We start from the raw sequence: 25,412 nt of genomic DNA on the forward strand, positions 1-25,412 counted from the left end.
TCTTAAAAGAAAGCCTTTTTCGGCGTGAGCCAAGGGGAGGGCCTCGCTAATTACGTTTCTAGCAAAAATCACGCGTTCGCACTACTGCTCACTTTTCTCGTGATTTTTACACCACGAAACGGGCGAGAATGCCACAGGCCTTAAAAAACTATAATTATTGAAAACTTCATTGTGTATTGACGGCTGCTCGTTAAAAACGATACTTTTTTATAAGGCGTATAGGCTATAAAGTTATAGCCTATTTTCTTTAAGGTTGATAGCTTTTTGATATCTCTGTAGCTATATGCAAAAGGTTGTTTTCATAGTCACTACTTAGTGGGTCTATAGTTACTACCTTAGCGCCTATATCTTTTGCTAGGGCTTTTATATCAGTGTTAGCATCCTCTAGCTCAGCTAAAACACGTTTTATACCTAAGGCCTTTGCTTCTTTGCTTATCTTCATAATCTTTGATATCCCATAGCTTTTGCCATGAGTTTGAAGACTTATCTCATTTAACCCATAGTCATCTGCTATGTTATTAAAGCTTGAGTGATAAGTCACAAAGCTTTTTTTTGGCATAGTGCTTAAAACCTTAGCCATCTTTTTATCTACGATATCTAGTCTTCCTAAAACTAAGGCAAGTCTGTATTTAAAATAAGGCTCATTACTTGGCTCTAGCTCGCTTAACTGTCTATATATAACATAGGCTATACGTTTTGCGTTTTTCGCACTTAGCCATATATGAGGCATATCTTTAAGTCCTATAGGCGTATCTAAGATTAGCGTTTTTATGTTGTTGTTATGTATAACTCTAGGTAGCCATACTTTTTCAAAAGGCATATCTACACCTATAAAAAGATCAGCGTTTTGTAAAGATTCCATAGTGCTAAAGTTTGGCTCAAAAGTCTCTGCATTTTTATTTTTTGGGACTAATACATCATAACTTGCAGTATCACCTGCTATGCCTTCTATAAAGTAGGCTAGGGGTTGTATGCTTACAGTTATGTTTAGTTTTCTTGCTTTAAAATCAGGCATAGCCGGTGCTGGTTTATGCTCTAATATAAAGTTTATCTTTTCATCTAGGCTTTTTTGTAAAGCTTTATTTATCATGCCTCCGCTATCTTCGCTATTTGTGCTAACTGTGCCTTCATTTGTACTAGCACCAAAGGCCATAGTAAAAAAGCTAGAAAACAATATACTAAGTAATATAATCTTCATCTTTGTTCTCCTTGTAATGTTATATCATATTGTAAACAGTTTTAATTCTCAATTTCAAGTTTTTCTAGTCTAATCTCTCTACCATCAACTATATCTGTATTAGTACTATGGCAGTTTGGACAAAGTGGTGAAGTGGTTGAGTGAAAAGTAAAACCACACTCTTTGCACTTAAGGCTTAAAGGTATCTTTGTAAGCTCTAAGATAGAATCTTTAGTACAAGCACTTTCAACTTTTAGTATGCTAAAAGCAGATTCTAAAAGCTTTGGCTCTATGTTTGAGCGCTCACCTATACTTACAACTATCTTTGATATATAGGCCTTTTCTAGCGTAGAAGGCGCACTATCTTTTAAGGCTTGTTCAAAGTTTTCTTCACATAGGCTTAGGAGGTGGGAGGCGATTGAATATTCATGCATGTTATAACTCTTCTTTTAGTTTTAAAACCTTTGCATCAAGTCTTAGATACTCTTCTTTTAACTCCTCTATATCTTGCATCTTAGAAGCGTAGTTATGGAAGTTTTTAGGTAAGACTAGATTTAATAAGTCATTAGCACTGACTATATTTTCAGCACTGTTTTCATAGATATGAGAGAGGGCAACATAGCCTTTTTTACTAAAAAGATAGCAATAAAGCGCTAAGGCATCTTCTTTATTTTGGAATCTTAAGATGATGATGCCAGCATTTGCTATAGCTAGAGTTTCTTCTAAGTTAGGGCTAAGGATAGTAACTTTTGGCATAACACCCCTTAAAGAAAGCAGTAAGTCATAAGGCCTTAGACTGTATTTTAAAATCTTAGCTATCTCACTGCTTTCTTTTTCGTTAGAAAACTTATCGCTAAAACCAAACTGTGCAAAATCAGCTATACCTAAGTCAAAGTACTTAATCTTATGAGTGCTATCTACTATATCATGCACTCTTTGTCCACGAAATATCTCAAGATCTAAGTCTTTTAAAAGTAGGGTTTGCTTAGTAAGTTTTGTTGTGTGTACATGGTGGCTTGCACGCAGATCATCTACATAGAGTTTGCTAAGTTCTGTAACTTTACTAAATTCTGAGTTTGCATTAGAACTAAACATAGAAACTATCTTATCTATATCTACTAGCTTGTTATATTTGCCATCTTTTACATAAAAACTACTTGCATCTATATGCTTTACTAGATTGTTGTTATAGCTTATAACTAGTATGGAGAAGTCATAGCCTTGATGAGGGAAGATATTTTTAGGAAGCTCTATAACTGCTTCTATCATCTTTTCTTTTAAAAGCTTTTCTCTAAGTTTAGATTCTAAGCCTTGCTTAAGTAGGGTTTGGTTTCTAACTATAAAAACACCTCTAGTTTTTAAGTGAGAAAGAGCATGGGTTAAAAAGACTAGCTCAGGATAGTTTTTAACCAAGATTCCTATCTTGCTAAATCTCTCATCTTCTTTAAGCTGTTCTATACCCATGTGAGCATAAAGCGGTGGGTTGCATATAACTTTATCAAACTTTATGATCTCACCATCTTTTTTAAAAGCAGTTCTTTTTAAGATGTCATTAACTATCAAATTAGCCTCATCTATATCACTAAGCTTTGCTATAAGCTTAGCTATAGCACTAAAGCGCAAATCTAACTCCTCTCCAAAAAGCTTTATATTTTTAGAAGACATGATGCTAGCTATACTTAAAAAAATACTTCCTATGCCATAGCAAGGATTATAAAGACTTTCATCTTCTTTAAGTTCTAAAAGCAAGCAAAGTAGGTGGTTAACTTCTTTTGGAGTTGAGTAGTAATAAAGCTTATTAGTAGTCTTTTTTTGAGAGATGATGTTAAGAAAAGATTCTATAGTTTCAGGGGTTACATCAGTTGTATTTATAACTTTTAGAATCTTTAGTATGTTTACATTTAGGTTTACTTGAATGTTAGACTTTTGGCTTAACAGCTCTTTAAAAATCTGCTTTATGGGCTGTCTTTTATGCGCCTTATCTATAAGGTCAGTTATGATGCTAGGTTCTTGTTTTTTAAGTAAAAAAAGCTCTAGCATGATACTAAGTGCATCTAGTATATCAGAGTGATATCTCTTCATATAGTCAAAACAGTCAATTAGCTTTTTCAAATAGATCCTTAAGAAAATATAAGTCCTAATTATACCTCGTTTTAAATTTACATAATGTGTTTGATATAATCTGAAGTAAAAAATGCTTTTTTAAAACAACCCTTATAACTAGACTATCAATCAAGGAAGGCTTATCATGGATATAGAATCTTTTTTACTAGACCTTAAAAATGCTAAAAAGCGTACTATTACTTATGAGTTAAGCCCTGATAAAAGTGCACTTCTAGACACCCTAGCTCAAAAGGTCTTAGAATCTAAACTCTTACACCACGTCTCTGGCTTTGTTTGTACTGACTCTCCTTTAGCTAGGATGAGACAAAGTAGCTTGCTTTCAAGTATCAAGTTTCAAGCCCTCTTTAATAAGCCTGTGATTTGTACTACGTCCTTGCGTGATAGAAACTCCCTTGCCCTCTCATCTATGCTTTTAGGGGCTAATGGCTTTGATATAAGAATCTTTTTAGCCTTAAGTGGAGATGCCTTAAAGTTAGGAGACCAGCCTCAAGCAAAAAGTGTTTTTGAAGGAAGTAGTCTTAAAATCTTAGAGTTAGTAAAAGCCTTAAATGAAGGATATGACCTAGGAGGAAATGCACTTAAATATCCACTTCCTAAACCAATCTATGCTTTTAGTACTATAAGCTCTTATGCTAAAAATAAAGCTCTACTTAAAAAAAATCTAGAATCTAAGATAGCCCTTGGAGCAAGTGCCATCATCACTCAGCCAGTTTATGATCTAGCTACTTTAAATGAGCTTTTAGAATGGGTAGATGAGATAAATAACAAGCTGGCAAAAAGCGCTATCTTAGTGCCTGGTTTTTTCCCAGTGCTTAGTCTTAAATCAGCCCTTTATCTAAACTCTAAGCTGCCAGGAGTGTCAGTACCAGCAAGTTTGATAGAAAGGATGCAAGAGGCTGCTTTAAAAGGAAGTGAGAAAGAAGTAGGCTTTGAGCTTAGCTTAAAACTTTTAGAATCTTTTTTAAATATCCATAAAAAATGCCATTTTATGAATAGTAATAATGCTGGCCTAGCAAGCAGCATGCTTGCGTTAATATAAATAAAGTAGTGAAGCAGGATGCTTGCGCTAATCTAATAAATAGTGAAGCAGCATGCTTACTTTAATATTTTTAAGACTTTTTATTTAAAACGTTAATAGCTAGTTTCCAAAGTAGTAAGTGTAGTTAAGCGTTATATCTCCACTAGCAAGGTTTGGATTAGTATTTCTAAAGTAGTGTTGATATTCCAAAGATAGACTTTGTCTCTTCCCTATAAAGGCTATAACGCCAAATTTGATAGTAGGGAGTATGAAGGGCTCTTTATTTGTATCTTTTTTAGCTGTTTCAACTTTTTCTTCTTTAGTTGTTGTTTGAGGGTCTTGTATAGATGCTAGCAAGGTTTTAGGAGTGGTACTTTTTTCTTGCTTTAAGATTGCATCTGCTTTGCTTAGTTCAAGTTTGGCTTGTTGTAGTAAGAGGAGGGTTGATTGATTATTGCTACTATTATTACTACTTGCATTTGCGATTTGTGTTTTAAGCTTTTGCATAGAAGTTATTAAGTCTTGATATTTATTTATTAGATCGTGTTGGTTGTTTATCTCATTTTGCAAAGTGTTTAAAGATGTATTAAGACTATTTAGTTGCTCACTTTTTGCACTTTTAGCTGCTATTAAATTGCCTAGATTATTAGTTATAGCCTTTTCTTGCATAGCTAGTTTTGCTAGGGCTATAGTTGCGTCATTTAACTTATTTGCCTCATCTCTTATTTGGTTTGCATACCAAGCTGACCCTATAAATATATTATCAGTATTGCCATAGTAAGCTCCAGAATCTGGATTTATATAAGCAGTGAGTGGTTGGCTTGTGCCTCTATTACTTCTTATAAAGTTGCTTGCATCATCTCTTTTCTTTGTTTGTTCTTGTATTTGTGTATTGTAGTTATTAAGTGTGCTTAGAGCGTTATTTAGCGCAGAGTTTGCAGTATTAAACTCTCTTTGATACTCCGGTAAGGAAAGCTGTTTGGAAGTTAGTTCACCTTGAAGTTTTATTAAGTTATTACCACCTTCTATGCTTAAAGTTGATATTGAAGCAGCTGTGCTATCTAGTGTATCTAAGATAGATCTTAGAGTTGAGATGTTGCCTGAAGTACTTGGTGCTGTAAGATTATCCTCAAAACTAGAGTTAGTAGTGCTGTTGGTATTTAGTTTAGCGTTAAAAGAAGGAGGCAAAGCTAAAAGGGCTGTATTATCCCTAGTTGGTGTTGCTGCTAGGCTACTACTAAGATTAGTATTAATATTACCACTGCCAGAATTTATAACATCATTAGTTCTAATAAATGCCCCTACACCTAGTATATAACCTATCTTAAACTTACCACTTTCTCCAACCTTAAAAGCTTGTATAAAATCTAGATTAATAGAATACTGAGGTGTAAAAGAAGATTCTAAAGTATTAGCACCTATACCTATGCTTGCTTGAAGTCCTAAAGTACTATTAGCAGTAGTAGTAAAGAATCCTCCACCTAGTTTAAGCCTAGCATTTAACCCAGCTCTAGAAAATCTAATCCCATAAGTAGAACCTTCATGTACATTTGCTAGTCTTATACCACTACCTATCCCACCACCAAGTAAGAATCTAGCTCCATTGATATCATAAGTAGATTGTGTATCTAAAGTAGTGCTTTTTTGTGCTAAGGCATAAGAACTTAGGCTTAAGACTAGGGCAGTTGTGATAAAGGTTTTAACTAGAGTTGGCATAAAGTCCTTCCTTAATAATCAAGTAAATTTAGATAATACAAAGGTGATAATCCCTAGCATTATGCCCCATAGCAAGGAGTTAGTATTAGAAAAAAAGAAGTGTGATTTAGTGAGTAAAATTAAAGTTTATTAGCCTTGAATGTTTTTATTGGATTATTCAACTTTTATCTTACTTATCTATCTTAAGAAAATAGGCTGTAACCTTATGGCCTATACACCTTATAAAGAAGTATCGTTTTTAACGAGCAGCCATCTATACACAACGAAGCTCCCAATAATTATAGTTTCCTAAGCCGAAGGCATTCTCGCCCGTTTTGTGGTGTAAAAAAATGGAAACAAGTAAGCAGTAGTGCTTACGCCATTTTTTTACTAGAAACGGAATTAGCGAGGCCCTACCCTTATTTGCCGAAAAAGAGCCTTTTTCGCAGGTTTTGCGGAAGTGAGGAGGGGTTAAACCCCTTTTTGGTTAAAAGAAAACATAAAAATAGTAAACAGTGTGAAAGAGAAAGTGTTGGAATAAAGATTTAGTCAATAGTTGTTTGGCTCACGCTAAAATTTTTAGAAAACCCTAGTTGCTTGCGTAACTACACCTGTTTCTAGGAAGCTAGAGTTTTGGTTAGAAAAAAACACACAAGTTAGAATAAATAGAAAAAGAAACTTTAAAACAAGTAGAGATAGCTAAGGCTTCTATGAAAAAAGATGATGATGTTAACTTTACGCGTACCTTGCTTATAAACGTAAGTGAAGGAGAGATAACTAATGAGTTTTTAGATGCCTTGCCTTTTGATGAGTTTCAAAAACTAGAAAAAGAAATGGGAGCTTACTTAGGGATTAACCCAAAGGACTAAGAGAGGGCATAGCTCTTATAGGCTATGCCTTGCATTTTAGTTTAAGCGATATAAAAGATATGACTTTAGGAGAGTTTTTAGACTACGTAAAGTATGCTAAAAAGTTTGCTGAGGTGGGGCTAGGAGTTGGAGGGTAAAAGTTTAATAAAAAGAGACTTTATACCTAACCCAACCCCCTTTATAGCTCTTATAAGCTCTTTAGTTGCTTCTTTTGCTTTTTGCTTTTCTATAGCTAGCTCTTCTGTTACTTTAGCTAATTCTAATCTTGCCTTAGCTAAATTTCTTTGAGCTTTTTCTAGTACCTCTTTTTCTCTTGCTTCATAATATCCTTCAGCTTCTCTTCTTTTAATTATCGCCATGTCTTCTTTATGCCATCCCCATAATCCTTTTACAATGTAAAAAGGTATAAGCAATAGCATAAGAAAAACTACAAAAACTATAAATGCGGTTACTATAAACATTTATCTCTCCTTTATGCTTGTTTTAACCCTTTTTGAACACTAAAAATCTTTCAGCCCTTTATTGCATATCATTATTAATAAGATATTACCTAAAAAGGAAAATTTATGCAAAGTGAACTAACCTTAAAGCTAAAGCCAGACTTTGATAACTTAAGTAAAGCTATAAATAGGATTACTAGAGCTACTGGGGCTAATTTAACCAACACTTTAGGGGACTCTATAAAAAAAGCCACAGCTGGGCTAAAGACTAATCTAAACTTAGGGAATATCGCCTCTCAAAGAATAAATTAGATTGAAAGATAACTAAGGGAAGCCTAAAAATATAGTTAGATTTAAGTCTCAAAGATATAGAAGATTCTAAAAAAATTCTATGGAGGCCTATAAATGCTTTTTAAATATTTTTAACATCTTTGATTAAAGAAATACTTAAGAGTGTAGCAGATTCTATAAAAGGTTTAAGTGCGATCTTACAAGATTACTACGTAGCTGCTTAATGTGTATCCCAGTGTCAATTACAAAGATGTTGACACCTTCTTTAAATATTGTTCAAAAGGTGGTAGCAACACCTTTTAGAACATGCTTTAAACTCACTTCAAGGAAGTTCTAATGAAACTTTTAAAAGTCTTGATAGTGGTTTTAGGAGTTATAGCTGACTTAATAACTTTAGCAGAGTTTTTAAGGCAAATCTTTTAAATCCACTCCCCCTAACAACAGGGGGGCTTTCAAAACTTTATGGAGTGAGTTTAGCACAAAAACTAAAAGAGGTAAAGCAAATGTTAGTAGTTTGGGGTGTATTAGTACTATTTGCCATATGGGTTAGTGTTAATGAGTTTAGATTAAGAGTTGTAGAAAAAAGCTAGATAGTGCCTTAAAAGAGATAAAAGACTTAAAGGAGCGTAAAAATGGCTGAGGTTAACTACATAAAAGAAGTGTGTGCTAGGCTAGGTATAACTCAAAGGCAGTTAGCAAAGGAGTTAGGATATAGTGAAGAGGTTATATCAAGAGCTGCTAATATGGACAAAATCTCACCACTACTTAAAAAAAACATAGAATCTTATATTAACAACGATAAAGAGCCAGTAAGAGATATATGCAAAAAGCTAAATCTCTCTCAAGAGGAGTTAGCAAAACGCATAGGAGTTACAAAAGATACAGTAAGTGGTTGGAAAAGAGGCATAAGAGATACACCTAAATGGGCTATAAATATGTTTGAACTTTTGCTTATAGAAAAAGAGTACAAGGCTTTAAAAGAAACGCTTAAGAAGCTATAAGTTAGTAGGTGTGTGACTACATTTAGGCTATCAAGCGCGCATCTTACTAGACTTGCCACATCTTTGCAAAGTCTCTTAAGCATCAATGATAAGATTGTTTATATATATATATATATATATATATAAGCTTCTAGCTTTCTAGCTTGATGTTTATTAGTTTTTTTTATTTCACCTTGGTAACGTTTTACTCCTTCTTTAAAATCCTTAGCATCTAAATCATAAAGTACACAGCTTATTGTTTTATCTTATTGATATAGCTATATAAGTATTACTCGCTAAAAACTATAGCTGGGATTAGTGCTATCATCAAATAAAAAAGCAAAAACTATGAGTTAGTAGGGTGTAGTTTTAAAACAGATTTATTAAAAAAAGAAAGGGATTAGATGCAGGTGTGGCTTTATCAAAATATCTTAGAGTGCTTGCCTAAATCTAGCAAGTAAAAGTATAAGCTCTTTTTCATGTATCTTATAAACTAGCACTAAGTCTGGCTTTATATGTATATCTCTATAGCCTAGATACTCTCCTTTGTCTCTATCCTTGAGTGCTGAGTTTTTTGAAACTCTTTTTATACTCTTTAGAAACTTCTAAAGTTAGCATCTAGTCTAGTATATGCTTTTGATGCTCTTTAAAGCTCGCAAATCTATAGCTTTGGGCGTTTTCTATTTGTTTGATAGCTCTATCTAAGGAGTTTAGCTTTTTAGGTTTTGTAGCATAGACTTTTAGCCTTTTGCTTAGGGCTAGACTCCGTGCTAGTTTGGGTCTTTGTCTTTCAAAAGCAATCATCTTACACTCCTTTATAGCTTTTGTTTATATTATGCCAATAAATGACTATATGTGGTCTTACAATGATCTTACGTGTAAAGATGGTGTAAGTGATTTGTTTTTATAAACATATATTGACAATTTATGTGTATTTTGTTTTAATGTAGTGAGTTAAACTAAAATTCTAAGCAAAGGAGCAGATTTATGATTGCTATAGCGTTTCTTGTAGGCATATTCATGATTAGTGGCATTTTTAAAATACTTAATTTTTTTGTCAATGGTGGTGGTGAGAAAATAGCTAATGGTTATAATTCCTTTGAAAAAAGCTTAGATGATAAGATAAAAGCTAGGAAAGAAGAGCTTAGAAAGCCAATTGACAAAAATGCTCCTTTGCAATGGAAAGACTTTAATGATGTTGGTACAAGGACGGGAAGACTAGTTATGAGAATAGCTAAAATATGGATTCTCTTTTGGCTTAGCACCCCTTTAATTGGATATATACTTGGAAAAGTTTTTTCTTAAATTTTATTAATCACTATAAGTAGCTACAGCTCTTACTACTTCTTTAGCATCAGCTCCTGTAACTATAGTTATAGTATTAGCATTAGTAACACTAGAGTTAGTAGTAGTTTTAGCTCCACCATTAAGTGGTAAACTTTGAAGCTCACTTGCTTTTGGTAAGTTAGCAGGAGCTTTAGGGGCAGCTAACTTTATACTAGTTTCTAGTCCTAGTTTATCACCTACAAAACTTATAAAGTCACTTATCTTACCTATACCACTACTTAGTGTTCCTACTATACTAGCTATTAAGTCAGCTAGATAGTTAAAGACACCAGCTATAGCTTTCCCTACTTTTTCACCTGTACTACTAAAATCATCTAGTGCATGAGTTGATTTTTGTAAGTTACCAAAGAGAGCATTAAAGATTAAAGTTATAGGGGCAAAGACTATCTTTACCATATCCCATATACCTTTTAGTAGTGGCATAAGAGGCTGGGCTCCTTCACTGAAGCCTTTAAAGAAGCCTTTAAAAAAGGTGCTTATAGGCTTCCAGTAGTAAATGATAATACCTGCAACTAATGCTATACCAGTAGCTATTAAGCCTATAGGATTAGCAAGTAAAGCAAAGCCCATTATCCTTATACCATTAGTTACTGCTTTAAAGGCAAGTTTTCTAAAAGCTAAAAACTTAAGAGAAGTAGTGCTAAAGAGAGGCAAGCTTACAAAGGTAAGAAAAGAAAGGGGAAAAACAAAAGCTATAGAATCTAAAACTCTATAACTTAAGCTTAAAAGTCATTTATTCCATTATATTACTCATGCCTATAGAGCGACTTAAAAGTGTCTTTTTGTTATTCTCACCATCAAAAGATGCTCCAACTGTCATGGTAGTTATATGTACTCCTCCTAGCATGACAAGCCTTTTATCAGTGTCAGTCCCACCAGTAACAGACCAAGCATCATGGGCAACTAAAGCCCTTTCTTTGCCATCTATCATAGTAGTGCCAATATATATCATGATATGCCCTCTTAGCCATATGATAGTTCTAAAAGGAATTCCATGAGCTATGATATAAGCTTCTTTTTGAGCATCATTCATCTTACTTAGATCTTGTAGGTTATTAAGATACTTTGCTTGGGAGGCTGAGTTTCTAGGTAAAAAGATTCCAAAGTTAGCAAAACTATCACGAGTGAAAGCTGAGCAGTCCCTATTACCAAAGATACCACCCCAGCCATATTTTTCACCCATCATAGTATTAATAAGATTAGCCATCATCTCATCACTAAAAGGCAAGGGGAAGGTTAAAAACTTATCTTTTGGATAGGCTACTTCAAAGCGCTTTGCATAACCAGAGATATCTTTACTAAAAAAGATTAGCTTATCAGTGCTCTTATCATAAGGGAAGAGTTGACCTACTTTAGCATCTACAAAGAAAAGTCTTTTTGGGTCGTTTAGTGGTGTGTTGTCTTCGTTAGTTACTTTATAGTCTTTTAGATTAAGTAAGAACTTTTCTAGTTTAGAATCTACTAGTGCTACATCCTTACTTACTACCCAACCATCCACATAAGCACTATGTATATGAGCAAACTTACCATCAGTGCTAAACTGTGTTATAACTACTGGAGTGCCTTCAAACATAGAGCTATTTTGCCATCTATCAAAAGGGAAGTTGTGGGCATTTTTATATCTTGGTTTAAGTGTAGGAACGGCTCTTACATTAGTGTTGTTTACTATGATGGCATTTTGTGGATTCTTATAAAAAGCATCTATGTTCATATTATCCACTATCTTTTGAAAGTCTGAAGCAGTATTAGGCATGAGGTTTTCTCCCATACCTAGGAGGGCTAGTCTTTTTTTATCAAGTTTTTCTAGTTCTTCTTTTCTTTTGATCTTATCTTTTAAGCTTAGAGTGGAGGTATCTTCATTTAGTAAGTTTTTATATGCGCTATCAGCTTTTATAGCATTTTGCAAGCTTGGCAGTATCCAAAAAGTCTCAGCCTTAGTAGCAGTTGGTTTTTCAGTCCATACTGAGTAGTATATCTTTAAATACTTATCTCTCAAGTCTTGAAAGACGGCTTGTTTTTGCTCTAGATTCACATAAGTTTTGGCATCTTGAGAGAGGTTAAAAAACTTACCATCCACCACTTGAGGATACTGAACTTCTTTAAAAGATAGGCTTGGAGCAGAACAAGCTATAAATAGTAATGCAAAAGTGGTGTATATAAGATACTTCATATTTATGGGCCTTGAAGGATGTTTTCTAGACTTTCTATGTAAAATCTACCTTGGTACTTTACAAGAGGTCTTTTAATAGCACTTGGTTTTTGGCACAAAAACTCTAAAATCTCTTCTTGCGTACTAGGTTTAGAATCTAAAGTTTTATAAGTTGTGCCTTTTTTGTTTAAAAGGATATCTATGCTCACATCTTTTAAAACCTCTTTTAAAAACTCCTTGCTAGGAGGTATTTTTTTATAGTCTATGAAGACAAAAGGGACGCCTTTAGATTCTAAGAAATCAAAAGCTTTTTTCATGGTGTTACAATTTTTTATGCCATATATACTTAGTGTTTCTTGCATATTTAACCTTTAGTTTGAAGTTTTGCTTCTAGCAAGGTTTATAAACTCTTCACCCCTTAAGGCATAAGATGGGTACTGATCAAGGCTAGCACAAGCTGGACTTAGTAAGACTAGGTCTCCTTTTTTAGATTCTATAAAAGCCATAACTTCTTTTAAAGTCTCTTTATATATAGAATCTATCCCTTGCTTTTTTAAAATTTCACTTATCTTTAAGCCATCTCTCCCTAGTGTGTAAATCTTAATGCGAGGGTTATTTAATAAAGGGATTATTAAACCTATATCAGCACCTTTTAAGTCACCACCTAAGATTAGATGCAAAGTATCTTTTAAGTTTTTTAAGTAGCTAGTTAGGGCAGCATAGGTTGCGTGAGGATTAGTAGCTTTAGAGTCATCTATAAAAGTCACACCATTAAATACGTACTCTTCCATCTTGTGAGCGCCTATTTTAAAGTCATTAATATCGCGTGTTATAGGAAGCTTGGCAAGTTTGTAAGCACTTAGGGCTAAAGTTGCATCAAGAGAGAAAGGATAGCTAAAGTTTATAGCCTCTTCTAAGTGAAAGTGACTTTTAAGACTATCTTCATCTTCATATAAAAAGATTCTATCTTTATGATTACTCATGAAGGTTTTAACTATTAAATTATCTTTTAAAGCCTTAGGCACTATGCATCTAAACTCTAAACTTTTAGCATCTTCTCCCTTAGCTATCTTTTCTAAAAAGATACTCAGTGGACGCAGTTTATCATCTATGTAGTTAGTAAAGCTTCCATGCCAGCTTATATGATCTTGTTCTATAGGCAAAAGTAAGTAGATTTTAGGTAGGGCATCTTTTGTGTAGTGAAGTGTAAAAGAGCTAGTTTCTATAGCTAGCAAACTAGCTTTTTTAGCTAGGGCTTCACTTAGTGGTAGGCCTATGTTGCCACAAGCTAGGGCATGCTCATTTAAAAAAGCACACATCTGGGTGGTGGTAGTTTTGCCATTAGTCCCACTTATCCATATATCAAAGGGGAACTTATAGTTAGCGTAAAGATACTCATAATCACTAATGACGGCATGAGTAACTTTAAAAGGAGGTATACCAGGAGTTATGATGTTAATATCACTAGGACTAAGATTTAAGGCATTAAAATCTTTTAGAGTGGAATCTTTTAAAGTGTCATCAAAGATTCTATAAGCTATGTTTTTAGAATCTAAAAGCTTAGCAAGGGCCTTATTAGTTAGGCCATATCCTATTAGATTAATCATTATCTTATCTTTAAAGATAGTAAGGCTAGGATGTTACTTAGTATGGCAATTATCCAAAAGCGTACTATTATCTTATTCTCCGCCCAACCTTTAACTTCAAAGTGGTGATGCAAGGGCGCCATGAGAAAGATCCTTTTTTTTCTTAGCTTGAAGCTACCAACTTGTAAGATAACTGAGAGGGTTTCTATAACAAAGACAAAGCCTATGATGATAAGTAGTATCTCGCTATTAGCAATGATTGCACAGTAAGCTACAAAACCACCTATAGCCAAACTTCCACTATCTCCCATGAAGACTTGTGCAGGGTGACAGTTATACCAAAGGAAGCCAAAAAGAGAGCCAATTAAAGCTAGGCTTATAACCATAACTTCTCCAGCTCCATAAACCCTAGGCCAAAAAAGATATCTAGACCACTCATAATTACCAGCCACATAGACAAAAACACTTAAGCTTGCTAAAGCACAGATACTTGGCACTGTAGCTAGCCCATCTAGTCCATCAGTGATATTAACTGCATTAGTAGTGGCTAAAAAAACTAGCATCCAAAAGATTATAGCTATGTAAGGATAGCTAGCTACGTCAATCACAGGGTGTTTTAAAAAAGGAAGATAAAGGCTAGTATTAAGTCCAGAATAATACATCCCAAGGCTTAAAAGCAAAGCAATGATAGCCAGTAAGAAAAACTTTAGCTTAGCACTCATGCCAGCATTAGTCTTAGCAGCTATCTTTACGTAGTCATCTCTAGCGCCAACTAAGCAAAAAAGTAACAAGCAAAGCATACCAAGAATTGAGTAGTAGTTATCAAGTTTTAAAGTAAGTAAGCTAGCTATAAGAGTTGAGAAGACAAAGACAAGCCCACCCATAGTAGGAGTGTTTTTCTTTTGTTCATGGGCTTTTATGAAAGTAGATATAGGTTGGCTTGCTTTTTTATTTACAGCCCAGGCTATAAACTTTGGAAGCAAAAAGGCTGAGAGTAAAAAGCCTATGATAAAACTAACTCCTGCTCTAAATGTAATGTATTGAAATAGATTTATATCGAAGTATTCATAGAGATAATAAAGCATGGGCTACCTTAGGTCAATTAGTAAAACGCAGTATAACGAATTTTAAAATCTCTTGATTAGAACTTGCCTAAAAAGCTTATCTTAAAGAGTAGGGTGGCTTTTTAATTTTAAGTTTTATCAAATCTTTTATCGCTTTTATAAAGTTAGGTAAAAAATAAGTTTTTTGCCTACACATATAAAAAAGAACTAAAAAGCCTCTTTTAGGAAACTTTAAAAGGCTATTTTTTTTATATGTGTTCTTTGACTTTAGATACTTTCAAGTTTTAAAAAGCTTTTTAAAGGTGTCGCTATTGTTAATATTTAATATGAAGTTAGACTTAAGGTAATCTTAAGATATTAGGTAGTTTCTTATTCTAATAGTAAATCAAAGAGTCATCTCAAAAAATATATTATTAAAGGATGACAAATGGATTTAAGATTAGTAATAGCAGTACTAAATTTAGTAATTGCAATTTTAGAGATTTTAGCTCTATTGAATAACAGTTAATGCGTTACCTAAAAAATAGGTAACTTGAATTTTTTATTAAGTGCTGACACACTTAATAAAAAGCCACTCTTAAAGAGTGGCATACATAATTAACCAAAAGGATTAAAAATGATGAAAGATACTACTAAAATTACGCTAGCTTTGTCAAGTGTGAAAAAAATAAAAACAAGCCCTATCATCGATTATAACGCTTTTTTAACTAGTATTTTAGAGAATGATTACGGCCTTGATTACGATTTTGATTGTAATTTTTCAGCAGGTAGTTTTAACGTATAGGTAGATAGTGAGGAGGTGTGGAAGCCATTGTATTATTTTGATAGTGCTAGAGATTTTTTAGAATCTAAGCCAGTTAAAGTGGAAGTATGGCTAAGACTTTAAAAGCTTTAAAAAATAAGGATGCTAGTTTATTTGAAGATTTTTAAACATTTTTAGACTACTCTCTAACTAAAGTTTCTCCTCCTTCAACTATAGCCCAAAGCCCATATGGATCAGCTAGACAAAAAGCTAATAACATACTAGTAAAGCTCTTTGCTACCTTAGTAAATGGTGATCCTTTATTGCCCTTAAATCGTGTAGTAAACAATGCCTTAAAACATAAAAGAGACTTTCACTTACTAGATGCAGAAGGCCTGGTTAAAACAATCATTGAAGAACCTAGTTTTAAAACCTTGCCACGACATAATCAAAATGTTTTTATAAGTATGGCTAAGACTTTAAAAGCTTTAAAAAATAATGAGTTTTTTAAAGCTGGTTTTTTAAGCAAGCACTTTATTAGCCAAAAGCAAGACCTAAAAGAAACTCCTTCTAATCCTAATATCTCTAAAGCAGATGGTGATGACCCTATAAATCCTACAAACCCTAATACTACTAAAACAGATGGTGATGAGTTAAATACTAACTCTACCACTAAAGGGCAAGAAGATAACTTACCTCCTCCAAGAGATGATGACCCTACTAATCCTACTAATCCTAAAGCAGAAGGTGATGACCCTACAAACCCTAGCACCCCTAAAGCAGATGGTGATGAGCTAGATACTAACTCTACCACTAAAGGACAAGAAGATAGCTTGCCTCCTTTAAAAGAGTTTGGTACTAACTATGCTGAGTTTAAAGGAAAGCCAAAAGAAGGCTTACAAAAGCTTATAGATGAAAAAGAAGGCCAAGTTCAAGGACTTTGGCATAGAGAAGATATAGGAGATATAGACTTACCTTATGGGAAAGTTATAAATCCAGATAAGCATACTGGCTATGGACTAGCTCACATATTAGATAAGCATGAAGGAGAGTTTGCACGTTTTGGAGAAGGCGAAACTGGGGTAATAAATGGGCTTAACAAAGTTATAAAAGAAGGCATTGTTGTTGATGTAGATACTCAAAGAGGACTAAAGGATATATGGCTAAAAGATGGAGAAGACTACTTTAAAGTAAGGCTTAGAAAAAGCTTTGATAACAAAGAGACTAATCACTGGGTAGCAACTGCGTTTCATCACGTAAATGATAATGTTCCTGAAGTAGTAAGTGGTGCCAAACAAAGTTTTCATACTGGTGAAAGGCTTACTGGGTCTCAGAATCTTTCTCCAACCACTCCTAATAATAATGCCAAAGACAGCCCAACAAGTCAAGATATAAACACTAAGGAACAACCTAAAACCTTAGAAGATATAAAAGTTTATGATAAAGCACTAAGTGATATGAATAATGCCTTAGAGTTTAGTAAAGATGTGCTTATAGGTTATCTTAAAAGCTTAAAGTTTACACTTGAAGGAAAAGGAAGCCCAAGTGATTTAATACAAAGACTTGAAGGCTTGCCTAAGACCTTAGACTTACAAACCTTAGTTGCAAATAAAGATGCTATTAATGAAATATATCTTCAAGCCTTAAAAGTAAGCAGTGCTAAAAAAGATATACATAACTCCTTAAAAGCATTAGATTTAGAAACTAAAAATAACGCCATATTTAAAGATAACTTTGATAAATTAGAATTCATAAAAACACAAAGTGAACAAGGCTCTAAGCAAAGCTCTAAAGTTACAAGTGAAGATAAAAAAATAAATGAAGATAAAGACTTTAAAGAAGTCTCTAGTGTTAAGGGCTTAGATGTAGAAACAAGTAATGATCTTTTTGCCCCAAAACCTAAAAGTGAGCCTACAACTAAAGCTAATAGTCCTAAAGAAGTTACTTATCTATCAAGCCTTGAAAATGAAGTTAATATAGACACTAGCCCCATAAAAGATTTAAACCTACCTACTTTTAATAAAAAAGCTAATATAGAGTATGCTAAAGCTAGTAATAAAGATGAGTTTAATGAAAGTATATATAAGGTTCCAAGTCAAGAAGTCTTAGAGCTTAATAAGGCCTTAAATGGTGACTTCACTCCTAAAAACCCAAACTATCTAGCTTACTCCCTAATAGGTGAGTTAGAAAAGTTTATGAACTCTAACCTCCCTAATAAAAACCTAGCTAAGTTTATAGAAGATAGAACTCTTAAAGGTTATATATCTCCTAGTATGAAAGACTTACTTTTAAAGCATATTAAAGATAACTCTTTAGATATTAAAAGTCTAGCTAAAGACTTTGCAGTCTTAGAAGAAAACTACTTACTTAATAAAGCAATAAATAAGGCTTTAAACTTAGAAGAAAGCTTCCATAAAGCTAGTGATATAGGAACAAACTCTTTTAATGTTAATGGTAAAGATTATAAGGCTACTTTTAAACTTATAGAAAAAGATGACTTAAAACCTAACTTTACTAACTCTAAAACCCAGTATAGACTTGAAGATAATAAAGTAGCTAAAGCTAACCTAGCTAACTTTAATGCAAACACTCACCTTAATATCTCTAATCAAACCTTAGAAGATGGAGTGCCTTTATTAGATAAGCTAGGTAATATTATAAGTGGTAATCATAGAAGCCAAAAGCTTTTAGGTCTTACTCCTTTAGAGAAAAAAAGCTATGAAGAAGCCTTAGCTAAGTTTTTAGGAGATAAAAAAGACTTACTTAAAAACTACTCTAACCCTATTTTAATTAGAGTTTTAGATAGTGATGATAAAGGTGTTATAAAAGAGCTAAGCTTACTTTCTAATCTAGGTAGAACTAATTCTATATCTGATAAGATGCCCTTACTTACTAGTATCTTAGGAGATGACTTAAAAACCCTAGCTTCTAAGCATACTAATGCACTTGATACAGAGGACTTAAAAGAAAGTTTAAAGCTTAAGTTTTATGATATAAATAAAGATGATGTAGAACTAGCCTTACTTGATAGCACTAACCCTAGCTTTCCTATCTTTTTAAAAGATGTACTAAAAGCTGATGATGCAAGTTCACTAAGTGAGATTAAAAGTCTTAAAGAAGCTAGCTTAGAGCTTTTTAATCTTAAAAATACCCTAGAAGATAATAACCTTTTAAGACAAGGTGACTTAATAGACTTACTCCCTCAAGCCTTAAGAGTATCTTTACAAGATAAAAAGCCTATGAGCATAAAAGAAGCTAGTGAGTTTTTAGATAGCTTTATAAGTGGAAATGCCTTATATAAAGATAGTGATACAGACTTAGAGTTAGTTTTAATGAGTGAGATACTTAAAGGTCTTAAGAATAAAGATGCTAATGGTGGGAATACTTTTAAAGAGTTCATAAAAGACTATGAAAAAGAATATGTACAAGACTTAAAAAATATACTAGGTTTAGGCTCAGGAAGTAACCTTTTTAGTGAAGGAGACTTATTAAGACAAGCAAACTACTTACTTAAAGCTGATAATAAGGCTGCTAGCTTAAATGAAGGTATAAGTAATATAAAATTTATTAGTGATAGTATGAAAATCTTAAAAGGCTTAGAAAAAAAGGCAGCTAAGATAGATAATGAAAACCTAGCTAAGCTTACAAATCTAGTAGGGACAGATTTTAATAAACTAAGTAGCTCTAATTTAAGTGAGGCTTCTAGTCTACTAAGCAAGGCTAGTAATACTAGTCTAAAACAAAGTGATATAGAAGCTTTAAATATAAAAGCTAAGCTTAATGACTTAGTGCTTACTAAAACTAAAGACTTAGAAACTAGTAAAGATGGTATCTTAAAACAAAGCTTTGATCCTTTAGCTAAAAGTGATGATTTAGCCCTTATAAATAAAAGGCTAGAAGAGCTAGAAAATGAGTTAAAGACTAATGACAAAGGAGACTTACTTACTGACTTAGTAGAAAAAGCTAGACTTACTAGTCTTGTAAACTCTTTAAATGAAAGAAAAACTAGTCTCTTAGATAAAAAAGGCTTACAAACTAAGATTAACATACCTAATATACTAGAAGTTTATAAGCTTAACCCTAATCTTATAAAAGATACTTTAGAAGGTAAAGATACCTATGAAGCCTTAAAGCTTATAGAAAAAGGAAGTAATCCTTTAGAAGTAGAGAGTTTAGTTAGGAAGGAAGTAAATAACTTAGATGAAGATATAGCTAATACTATAGATGATAAAGACCTTTATGATACAAAGGGGTTATTTAGCTTAGGTGATGAAGTTGATGATGTTAGTTTAAAAGGCAACCTAGAGCCAACAAAAAAGGCTTTGCAAAATGAAAATGAGTTAAAGGGGTCACTTGATAAGGGAAGTAATATCCCTAAAAAAACTACCTTAGAAAAAGACTTAACACAAGAAGAGATACTAGACAACTTAGCTAAGTGGGATTTAGAAACCTCTAATAATAAGCTAATAGTTTCTCATGTAAGTCAAAAAGAACTAGATGTGATAAATCAAGCAAGACAAAAAGAGGGATTAGAGCCTCTAGTCTTTAAAGGAAACTATGCTCCTGCTAGAGAGGTAAGTGCAGAAAATATTAGGCACATACTAAACAAGCATGGTGATCAATCTATAGAAGCAAGAAGAGGGCAAGTAGCTGTTACTTTAAAAGATATAGCAGGTTATCAAGATATTATAAAAAATCCAACAGAGATATTGATGAGTGGGAATAGGATAATTTATGCAAAACAGATTAATGGGCACTATATAGTTATAGAAGAAGTTTTAACTGGACAAAATAAAATAAATCTAGTAACTATGTGGAAAGGGAAAGGCAAGGTGAATAAGCAAGTGCTACTATCCCACAACCGACGTCCAAAACGACATTAGACCGAACTCTAATCGTCGTATGCCTAGTAACACTTACAAGCTAATTAGCCTAGGAAGATTATAACAAAACTTTTTTTAATAGCAACAACTAGTTGCATCTAAGTTTTTAGTACAAACTGCACATCTTTTTGAACCAATAAGTCTGAGATATTAATACATTCTACGCCTAGCTCTTTTGCAATGTTTGGGATTTTCACTTTTGTTGTATTAGGGCTTAATTCTTTTTCATGAGTTACTATAGTATATCTATCTTGTAAAGCAAGTGCTACTAAGAAAAAATCTGCCCCACTTTCAAAAGCATCTTTACTAGCTTGTTGATAAAAGTCTTTATTTATTGCATTAGCTACTTTAGTTATAGCTTCTTTATCTATAGTGTTTTTATCTATGAAAAATGCTTTATCTAAGCTCGCTATAAACCTTGAAAGCTCGTTTGTCTTTTTATCTTTGCCTACTTTATCAATACTTTTTATCTCTTCTTTTACTTTGTCTAGCGACCTTATACTCTTATCATTAGAAGCAACATCTTTTATCCACTCCCAAAAGCCAAGGCATATATCAAATCTATAATATCTATAAGCAGATTCTATAAAAATATTTGTATCTATTAAATATTTCATTTATATAGCCCTAAAAGAGTGCTTATGCTTTTTACATTTAATAAATTTAAGGCATTTTTATAAGTTTCTTTATCGTTTAACGTATCACTAATTACACACTGAACAAAGTTTTTACTATTAGCTGCCCTATAACTAAAAATAGAATTCCCGCCACTTGTTTTATTACTAGTTTTAAACTTCTCTTTATTTATAAAGCCCCTGTAGCTTTCATAGCTTATGAGATTATTTAACATAGCCTTTGTAGCTATAGCTTGTCTACTTGCAAGGCTAAAGTTTCTTTCTAATAAAGATACATTCTCATACAAGTTTCTTGTCTTTTGCCAAGCCTGCTTAAAAGACTTTGAAGGCATAAGTATATTGCCAGCTATATTGTTGCATTTATATTCTATATCTTGTGAAAACTCATATGAACTTACACCACTTTGTTTTAACAATATATGAGCTAGCTCATGAAGTAAGGTAAAAATCTTTGCTTTATCGCTATCTTTAGTATTTATAAAGATTAAAGGAGCATACTCATCATATATAGCATAACCTCTACACTCTTCTACACTTATAACCTTATGTGAATTATTTCTTGAAACACCAGTTACTTGCACTATAAAATTCTTAGCTTGTAAGCAATCTATAAAGTCTTTAATGGTTTTATTATTATCAAAGTCAATTAACTCTTTGATAGTGTCTTCTATATCGCTAGTGTCCTTAGCATTTTCTATTGTAGTGGTATTTTTAATAGTTTTATCACAACCATTTTTTATTAGATACTCTCTAAACCAAGATTGTTTATTGAAGCTAGAATCTATACTATCTCTCAAGGCCTTAGAAAAGGGCTTAGCATTACCTCTAAAGTCTGCTATAGGTGGTTTTATTTCAGGGAGACTATCTAAGAAAAAATAAGAAAAAGGTACATCTATTTTTTTAGATAAATCAAATAACTTTGATACTGTTATTTCTAAAGTGTCTATCCTTCCTTCTAAAAAATCTAAAAATAAGGATGCCTTTTTACCAAACACTTTATTAATAATCTCTTTTTCAATATTCATGGAGTTTATAACTAAAGCATTTTTACTAGTTAAAAGCATTTTATTAACTCCTTATCTTTTAATTTATATCATTTTATTAAAGCTGCATACATTTGTCAATTAGGAAGTTTTTTTATGCTTTTTTTACAAAAAGTAAATGAAATATTAATAAAAAAGATACTTTTTTTATTAAAAACTTTGCCATATTAAGAAAAAATATATAAAGTTTTTACTACCCCCTTCAAGGCGAGAGCTTTGAAGCCCCCATTTAACCGTGGGTTCCTCATTAACAACTAATAAGCTAGAGCGTGAAAGCTATAACTTAGCAAATCTTAAAAGTATCTCTTTTTCACTAACTATACCTTTAACATTCTTTATATCCTCATAGGGGATAATATTGCCAAAGCCTTCGCCTTGTTCAAACGCCTTGTACCAAGCTCCTCCTTCAATGTGTGACCTTCTAACTAACTGCCAAACTTCATAGTCATATAGCTCTTTTATAGTGGTGTTTATAGTCTTTTTCGTAAAGAGAAAATAAGGATTCTTTGTGTATGTTCTCAAATGCTCCACCAAGTTCAAAGAGTATGTCTGCAAATTGCTTATCTAAAAGATCATCGTGTGTATTTTTTTCAATAAAGTGCTTATAAAAATCACTCTGCATAACTAGTCTTTAAAACTATTAGCTTCTTGTTCTATATACTCTTTTGGGATTAGCCTGCCTACACCAACACCCTTATCAAATACCTTATCCCAAGCCCCGCCAACTTTATGAGTATATTTTACTAAGTCCCACGGGGCTTGATTAGCACAGTATCTTACAAATCCAAGAAAGCGCTCTAATAAATCACTTTTATCTTTAAACTCTAAAGTATCGTTAAAGTTTATAGCACCATCTTCAGGAATCAGAAACTTATCGCCTGCATAAAAAGCATATTGCTTATAAACACTAGGTATAACTGGACCAAACTTCCAAGCGTAAAAGTTTTCATCATCTATCAAAAAATTGCCAGTATTTATAATATAAAAGTTATTGCTTAGATATAGGATTTTCTGTAATGAAAGATTGCTTATAGGATATCCACTTTCTAGGCAGTGATTAATTATACCTTTTGCTAAGTCTAGTGCTTTCATGGCTGTTTCCTTTATGAAATGAACTTAAACTTAATAAGTTTAGTTGTTTATCCTTATTTAATTAGCATAATTGTCTTTTTATATTATACAACCTTGCTTTATTAGTCTCAATATGATACTAAATTAAAGATAAGAGTAGAGAAACTAGAAATCTTGTGGAATTTTTATCCTCTAAGTAGCTTCACGCAGGCATCTAATAAATCATCCTATACACAGCTTCATATCTATTATATGCAAAACTATAAGATACATCAAAATACTCTTGTAAGTTTTGAGGACTATAACCTATCATTATAAGCTTTCTTACTTCATCATAAGGCATAAGCAATTCTGAAGCAAATGCATTAGCTTCTTTTTCTTCTTTTATATCTATATCATCAACTTGTTGGGCAAGCTCTAAGTTTATCCTTGGTCTTTGTTTATCATGAGAGTGTAAAACCCAATGTCCTATCTCATGGGCGATAGAAAAAAACTTTCTTGTCATAGGTAATGTATCTTTTCTAATAAAGATAGTTTTTTCTTTAGGAGAAAGCATGGCTTCATATTCTATTTTATCGCTATACTTTGCATCTAAACCTAGAAAGTTTAAAATAGCAGCAAGGTTTACAGGATAGCTATTTATCTTTGCTTTTTGTAATAATATATCTGCTTGCTCTTTAGCTTTTTTGTAATCTACAAACATGGTTTTGTATTCCTCTTATAACAACATTTGCTTATTTTATCAAAATGCACTAGATGGCAGAATATATAAAACTTTCTAAGTTGTGATTTTTAATCTCTTTAGCAAATCTTAAAAGTATCTCTTTTTCACTAACTATACCTTTAAGATAAGCTATCTTAAATATATCTTTTTGTAAGGGTGAACAAATAGGCTTAGGCTTAGCAAAAAACTCTATTTCTTTAATACGTGGAAGCTGCACAAGCTCATCACTTTGTTGTTTTAAAGAAAAAAAGTGCTGCCAAGTTATAACTTTTCTTTTTGCTAAAAAACAAAATATAGCTAATGTGCTTATATGATACTTGTTTGAAAGACTTTGAAGTTTTTCATTATAAAAGTTAAGCTCACTAGCTTTTAAACTAAGTATCTCTTCTATTCCTTTCCCCGCTAAAAGATAAAAAGCAAACTCATTACACCAACTCTCTTCTTTACTTAAAGTTTCAAATATATCATCATCTATATGCTCATTATGTAATATATAGTGTCCTAACTCATGCGCAAGAGTGAAAAGCTCTCTTTTAAAACCTTTTTGTCTATTTAAAAATATAAAGTTTGGCTTTATAAAAAAAGCATCTATCTTGCTTTTATCTTTTTTATTTGGTGGTTGTAAGATTTCAAAAACTAATATATTTAATGCTGCTAGCTTTGCTATAAAGTTTTTTAAAAATCTTTTATCATCCTTTGTATCTTTAGGCAGCACTAAAGGAGATATAAGAGAAGCTATCTCACTAGGTTTACTTTTAAGGTTTGCTTTTATATCTAGCTTTCTTTCTAGTTTGAAGTTAGTAAGCTTTAGTATGCTTTGTATATAGTTGCTATCATCTTGCTTATTTAAGATTAGCTGCTTATCACTTATGGTAAGGTTTTTATTTTTTACTCTAAAGAGTATGTTTTCTTTTTTAGATAGATTAGTTGGCTCAGTATAAAAGTTTAAGCCCTTTTTAAAAATCTTATCTATCTTTTTTAGAGTGCTAAGTTTTAAAGTATCTTGTTGCAAGAGGCTTTGTGTTGGCATATCTATAAGATTAGCTAGCTCTCTTAGATTTAAGTTAAATAAATCTAATAAATACTCTATTCTTTTAGGGTTAATCTCTACAGTTTTTACCATTTTTTACCTCCTTTCCTTAGCTTAAAGATAGATGGATTTATTATAAGGGATTAAGATATATTAGGCAAGGATTTAATAGGTGTAAAGATAATATTAATAAATAATAATGCGATAGGTGAAGTAAAGCTTCAAGTTATGTTAGAAAATGGCACACTTTGGCTAAATCTAAATCAAATAGCAGAGCTTTTTAAAAAGAGCAAATCAACCATAAGCGAGCACATTAAAAACATATTAGATGAAGGCGAGCTAAGTTTAGATTCAGTTGTTCGGAATTTCCGAACAACTGCCAGTGATACATATATCCCTAAATATATGTAACCTATGAGACTTAAGTAAGCTATCTATCACATTTGTTGTTTCAGGAAGCTCATCTAAGAAAAAATAAGAAAAAGGCACATCTATCCTTTTAGATAAATCAAGTAACTTTGATACTGTTACTTCGAAAGTGTCT

The 25,412-nt window shown here is 32.6% G+C and carries 26 protein-coding genes; 8 read left to right on the forward strand and 18 right to left on the reverse strand.

From position 1 onward, the window contains the following. Positions 1-247 precede the first annotated feature (247 nt). The 3 genes from BKH43_RS07385 to BKH43_RS07395 are packed head-to-tail and all read right to left on the reverse strand — an operon-like array spanning position 248 to position 3,289. Positions 248-1,198 carry a zinc ABC transporter substrate-binding protein gene (locus BKH43_RS07385; protein ID WP_095230147.1) on the reverse strand — a complete coding sequence of 317 codons (951 nt, stop codon included), beginning with the start codon at positions 1,196-1,198 and terminating at the stop codon, positions 248-250. Between the two features lie 41 nt (positions 1,199-1,239). Further along, a complete protein-coding gene (locus tag BKH43_RS07390) occupies positions 1,240-1,611 on the reverse strand; it encodes a hydrogenase maturation nickel metallochaperone HypA (RefSeq protein WP_095230149.1) in 372 nt (123 codons plus the stop codon). A 1-nt stretch (position 1,612) separates the two neighbouring features. Next, positions 1,613-3,289 (reverse strand): N-6 DNA methylase, encoded by a 1,677-nt coding sequence (locus BKH43_RS07395; protein ID WP_095230151.1) that lies wholly within the window; start codon positions 3,287-3,289, stop codon positions 1,613-1,615. A gap of 136 nt (positions 3,290-3,425) precedes the next feature. Between BKH43_RS07395 and BKH43_RS07400 the strand changes: the two genes are divergently transcribed. Next, positions 3,426-4,340: a methylenetetrahydrofolate reductase gene (locus BKH43_RS07400; protein ID WP_095230153.1), complete on the forward strand. Its 915-nt coding sequence runs from the start codon at positions 3,426-3,428 to the stop codon at positions 4,338-4,340. Positions 4,341-4,439: 99 nt separating this feature from the next. Here the strand turns inward: BKH43_RS07400 and BKH43_RS07405 are convergent, their stop codons facing one another. Continuing rightward, the gene (locus tag BKH43_RS07405; protein WP_095230155.1) at positions 4,440-6,035 is read right to left on the reverse strand and encodes a hypothetical protein; all 1,596 of its coding nucleotides are present in this window, start codon (positions 6,033-6,035) and stop codon (positions 4,440-4,442) included. Positions 6,036-6,724: 689 nt separating this feature from the next. On the opposite strand from BKH43_RS07405, the gene BKH43_RS08520 reads away from it, so the two are divergent. Then, positions 6,725-6,883 carry a hypothetical protein gene (locus BKH43_RS08520; protein ID WP_172402347.1) on the forward strand — a complete coding sequence of 53 codons (159 nt, stop codon included), beginning with the start codon at positions 6,725-6,727 and terminating at the stop codon, positions 6,881-6,883. A gap of 119 nt (positions 6,884-7,002) precedes the next feature. Here BKH43_RS08520 and BKH43_RS07410 read toward each other — a convergent pair whose 3' ends face one another. Continuing rightward, a complete protein-coding gene (locus tag BKH43_RS07410; protein ID WP_095230157.1) occupies positions 7,003-7,344 on the reverse strand; it encodes a hypothetical protein in 342 nt (113 codons plus the stop codon). Positions 7,345-7,449: 105 nt separating this feature from the next. Between BKH43_RS07410 and BKH43_RS07415 the strand changes: the two genes are divergently transcribed. Beyond that, a complete protein-coding gene (locus tag BKH43_RS07415; RefSeq protein WP_095230159.1) occupies positions 7,450-7,635 on the forward strand; it encodes a hypothetical protein in 186 nt (61 codons plus the stop codon). A 611-nt stretch (positions 7,636-8,246) separates the two neighbouring features. Continuing rightward, positions 8,247-8,615, forward strand: coding sequence for a helix-turn-helix transcriptional regulator (locus BKH43_RS07420; protein WP_095230161.1), 369 nt, complete (start codon positions 8,247-8,249; stop codon positions 8,613-8,615). Positions 8,616-9,025: 410 nt separating this feature from the next. On the opposite strand, the gene BKH43_RS08745 is transcribed toward BKH43_RS07420, so the two are convergent. Continuing rightward, the gene (locus tag BKH43_RS08745) at positions 9,026-9,184 is read right to left on the reverse strand and encodes a type II toxin-antitoxin system mRNA interferase toxin, RelE/StbE family (RefSeq protein WP_095230192.1); all 159 of its coding nucleotides are present in this window, start codon (positions 9,182-9,184) and stop codon (positions 9,026-9,028) included. A 28-nt stretch (positions 9,185-9,212) separates the two neighbouring features. Next, positions 9,213-9,398 (reverse strand): hypothetical protein, encoded by a 186-nt coding sequence (locus BKH43_RS07430; protein ID WP_095230163.1) that lies wholly within the window; start codon positions 9,396-9,398, stop codon positions 9,213-9,215. Between the two features lie 183 nt (positions 9,399-9,581). On the opposite strand from BKH43_RS07430, the gene BKH43_RS07435 reads away from it, so the two are divergent. Further along, complete coding sequence (locus tag BKH43_RS07435; protein ID WP_095230165.1) at positions 9,582-9,899, forward strand: hypothetical protein; 318 nt, start codon at positions 9,582-9,584, stop codon at positions 9,897-9,899. A 6-nt stretch (positions 9,900-9,905) separates the two neighbouring features. Here the strand turns inward: BKH43_RS07435 and BKH43_RS07440 are convergent, their stop codons facing one another. The 5 genes from BKH43_RS07440 to mraY all read right to left on the reverse strand — a co-directional run bounded on the left by BKH43_RS07440 (position 9,906) and on the right by mraY (position 14,761). After that, positions 9,906-10,511 (reverse strand): hypothetical protein, encoded by a 606-nt coding sequence (locus BKH43_RS07440; RefSeq protein WP_095230167.1) that lies wholly within the window; start codon positions 10,509-10,511, stop codon positions 9,906-9,908. 163 nt (positions 10,512-10,674) lie between these two features. Then, complete coding sequence (locus BKH43_RS07450) at positions 10,675-12,111, reverse strand: SH3 domain-containing protein (RefSeq protein ID WP_095230171.1); 1,437 nt, start codon at positions 12,109-12,111, stop codon at positions 10,675-10,677. 2 nt (positions 12,112-12,113) lie between these two features. Continuing rightward, entirely contained in the window at positions 12,114-12,452 is a 339-nt protein-coding gene (locus BKH43_RS07455; RefSeq protein ID WP_095230173.1) for a Spx/MgsR family RNA polymerase-binding regulatory protein, read from the reverse strand. 9 nt (positions 12,453-12,461) lie between these two features. After that, on the reverse strand, positions 12,462-13,697 hold the full coding sequence (murD, locus tag BKH43_RS07460) for a UDP-N-acetylmuramoyl-L-alanine--D-glutamate ligase (RefSeq protein ID WP_095230175.1): 1,236 nt from the start codon (positions 13,695-13,697) through the stop codon (positions 12,462-12,464). After that, positions 13,697-14,761: a phospho-N-acetylmuramoyl-pentapeptide-transferase gene (gene mraY / locus BKH43_RS07465; RefSeq protein ID WP_095230177.1), complete on the reverse strand. Its 1,065-nt coding sequence runs from the start codon at positions 14,759-14,761 to the stop codon at positions 13,697-13,699. The genes murD and mraY overlap by 1 nt, the downstream gene beginning before the upstream one ends. A 595-nt stretch (positions 14,762-15,356) precedes the next feature. Here mraY and BKH43_RS08525 point away from each other — a divergent pair. After that, complete coding sequence (locus BKH43_RS08525) at positions 15,357-15,524, forward strand: hypothetical protein (RefSeq protein WP_172402348.1); 168 nt, start codon at positions 15,357-15,359, stop codon at positions 15,522-15,524. Between the two features lie 281 nt (positions 15,525-15,805). Next, complete coding sequence (locus BKH43_RS07470; protein ID WP_095230178.1) at positions 15,806-20,365, forward strand: hypothetical protein; 4,560 nt, start codon at positions 15,806-15,808, stop codon at positions 20,363-20,365. 98 nt (positions 20,366-20,463) lie between these two features. Here the strand turns inward: BKH43_RS07470 and BKH43_RS07475 are convergent, their stop codons facing one another. From BKH43_RS07475 to BKH43_RS07495, 6 genes are all read right to left on the reverse strand, one after another. Next, positions 20,464-20,982: a DUF4411 family protein gene (locus BKH43_RS07475; RefSeq protein ID WP_095230180.1), complete on the reverse strand. Its 519-nt coding sequence runs from the start codon at positions 20,980-20,982 to the stop codon at positions 20,464-20,466. Next, positions 20,979-22,064: an ImmA/IrrE family metallo-endopeptidase gene (locus tag BKH43_RS07480; protein ID WP_095230182.1), complete on the reverse strand. Its 1,086-nt coding sequence runs from the start codon at positions 22,062-22,064 to the stop codon at positions 20,979-20,981. Before BKH43_RS07480 ends, BKH43_RS07475 begins: the two co-directional genes overlap by 4 nt. Before the next feature lie 255 nt (positions 22,065-22,319). Continuing rightward, on the reverse strand, positions 22,320-22,565 hold the full coding sequence (locus BKH43_RS08425; RefSeq protein ID WP_143429054.1) for a hypothetical protein: 246 nt from the start codon (positions 22,563-22,565) through the stop codon (positions 22,320-22,322). Between the two features lie 102 nt (positions 22,566-22,667). Continuing rightward, positions 22,668-23,135 carry a type II toxin-antitoxin system antitoxin SocA domain-containing protein gene (locus tag BKH43_RS07485; RefSeq protein WP_095230184.1) on the reverse strand — a complete coding sequence of 156 codons (468 nt, stop codon included), beginning with the start codon at positions 23,133-23,135 and terminating at the stop codon, positions 22,668-22,670. Positions 23,136-23,328: 193 nt separating this feature from the next. Further along, on the reverse strand, positions 23,329-23,817 hold the full coding sequence (locus BKH43_RS07490; protein WP_095230186.1) for an ImmA/IrrE family metallo-endopeptidase: 489 nt from the start codon (positions 23,815-23,817) through the stop codon (positions 23,329-23,331). A 49-nt stretch (positions 23,818-23,866) separates the two neighbouring features. Then, entirely contained in the window at positions 23,867-24,961 is a 1,095-nt protein-coding gene (locus BKH43_RS07495) for an ImmA/IrrE family metallo-endopeptidase (RefSeq protein ID WP_095230188.1), read from the reverse strand. A gap of 135 nt (positions 24,962-25,096) precedes the next feature. On the opposite strand from BKH43_RS07495, the gene BKH43_RS07500 reads away from it, so the two are divergent. Further along, positions 25,097-25,279 (forward strand): ArsR family transcriptional regulator, encoded by a 183-nt coding sequence (locus BKH43_RS07500; protein ID WP_095230190.1) that lies wholly within the window; start codon positions 25,097-25,099, stop codon positions 25,277-25,279. Positions 25,280-25,412: the final 133 nt, after the last annotated feature.

This window comes from Helicobacter sp. 13S00401-1 (assembly GCF_002272925.1).
Taxonomy (GTDB): Bacteria; Campylobacterota; Campylobacteria; order Campylobacterales; family Helicobacteraceae; genus Helicobacter_I.

Bases quoted from the DNA above. Each gene is read 5' to 3' on its own strand.
- BKH43_RS07405 (WP_095230155.1), bottom strand. From the start codon at position 6,035: ATGCCAACTCTAGTTAAAACCTTTATCACAACTGCCCTAGTCTTAAGC.
- BKH43_RS08520 (WP_172402347.1), top strand. From the start codon at position 6,725: ATGAAAAAAGATGATGATGTTAACTTTACGCGTACCTTGCTTATAAAC.
- BKH43_RS07455 (WP_095230173.1), bottom strand. From the start codon at position 12,452: ATGCAAGAAACACTAAGTATATATGGCATAAAAAATTGTAACACCATG.
- BKH43_RS07430 (WP_095230163.1), bottom strand. From the start codon at position 9,398: ATGATTGCTTTTGAAAGACAAAGACCCAAACTAGCACGGAGTCTAGCC.
- murD (WP_095230175.1), bottom strand. From the start codon at position 13,697: ATGATTAATCTAATAGGATATGGCCTAACTAATAAGGCCCTTGCTAAG.
- BKH43_RS07420 (WP_095230161.1), top strand. From the start codon at position 8,247: ATGGCTGAGGTTAACTACATAAAAGAAGTGTGTGCTAGGCTAGGTATA.
- mraY (WP_095230177.1), bottom strand. From the start codon at position 14,761: ATGCTTTATTATCTCTATGAATACTTCGATATAAATCTATTTCAATAC.
- BKH43_RS07480 (WP_095230182.1), bottom strand. From the start codon at position 22,064: ATGCTTTTAACTAGTAAAAATGCTTTAGTTATAAACTCCATGAATATT.
- BKH43_RS07390 (WP_095230149.1), bottom strand. From the start codon at position 1,611: ATGCATGAATATTCAATCGCCTCCCACCTCCTAAGCCTATGTGAAGAA.
- BKH43_RS07410 (WP_095230157.1), bottom strand. From the start codon at position 7,344: ATGTTTATAGTAACCGCATTTATAGTTTTTGTAGTTTTTCTTATGCTA.
- BKH43_RS07415 (WP_095230159.1), top strand. From the start codon at position 7,450: ATGCAAAGTGAACTAACCTTAAAGCTAAAGCCAGACTTTGATAACTTA.
- BKH43_RS07490 (WP_095230186.1), bottom strand. From the start codon at position 23,817: ATGTTTGTAGATTACAAAAAAGCTAAAGAGCAAGCAGATATATTATTA.
- BKH43_RS08525 (WP_172402348.1), top strand. From the start codon at position 15,357: ATGATGAAAGATACTACTAAAATTACGCTAGCTTTGTCAAGTGTGAAA.
- BKH43_RS07435 (WP_095230165.1), top strand. From the start codon at position 9,582: ATGATTGCTATAGCGTTTCTTGTAGGCATATTCATGATTAGTGGCATT.
- BKH43_RS07440 (WP_095230167.1), bottom strand. From the start codon at position 10,511: ATGGGCTTTGCTTTACTTGCTAATCCTATAGGCTTAATAGCTACTGGT.
- BKH43_RS07450 (WP_095230171.1), bottom strand. From the start codon at position 12,111: ATGAAGTATCTTATATACACCACTTTTGCATTACTATTTATAGCTTGT.
- BKH43_RS07475 (WP_095230180.1), bottom strand. From the start codon at position 20,982: ATGAAATATTTAATAGATACAAATATTTTTATAGAATCTGCTTATAGA.
- BKH43_RS07485 (WP_095230184.1), bottom strand. From the start codon at position 23,135: ATGAAAGCACTAGACTTAGCAAAAGGTATAATTAATCACTGCCTAGAA.
- BKH43_RS07495 (WP_095230188.1), bottom strand. From the start codon at position 24,961: ATGGTAAAAACTGTAGAGATTAACCCTAAAAGAATAGAGTATTTATTA.
- BKH43_RS07500 (WP_095230190.1), top strand. From the start codon at position 25,097: ATGTTAGAAAATGGCACACTTTGGCTAAATCTAAATCAAATAGCAGAG.
- BKH43_RS07400 (WP_095230153.1), top strand. From the start codon at position 3,426: ATGGATATAGAATCTTTTTTACTAGACCTTAAAAATGCTAAAAAGCGT.
- BKH43_RS07385 (WP_095230147.1), bottom strand. From the start codon at position 1,198: ATGAAGATTATATTACTTAGTATATTGTTTTCTAGCTTTTTTACTATG.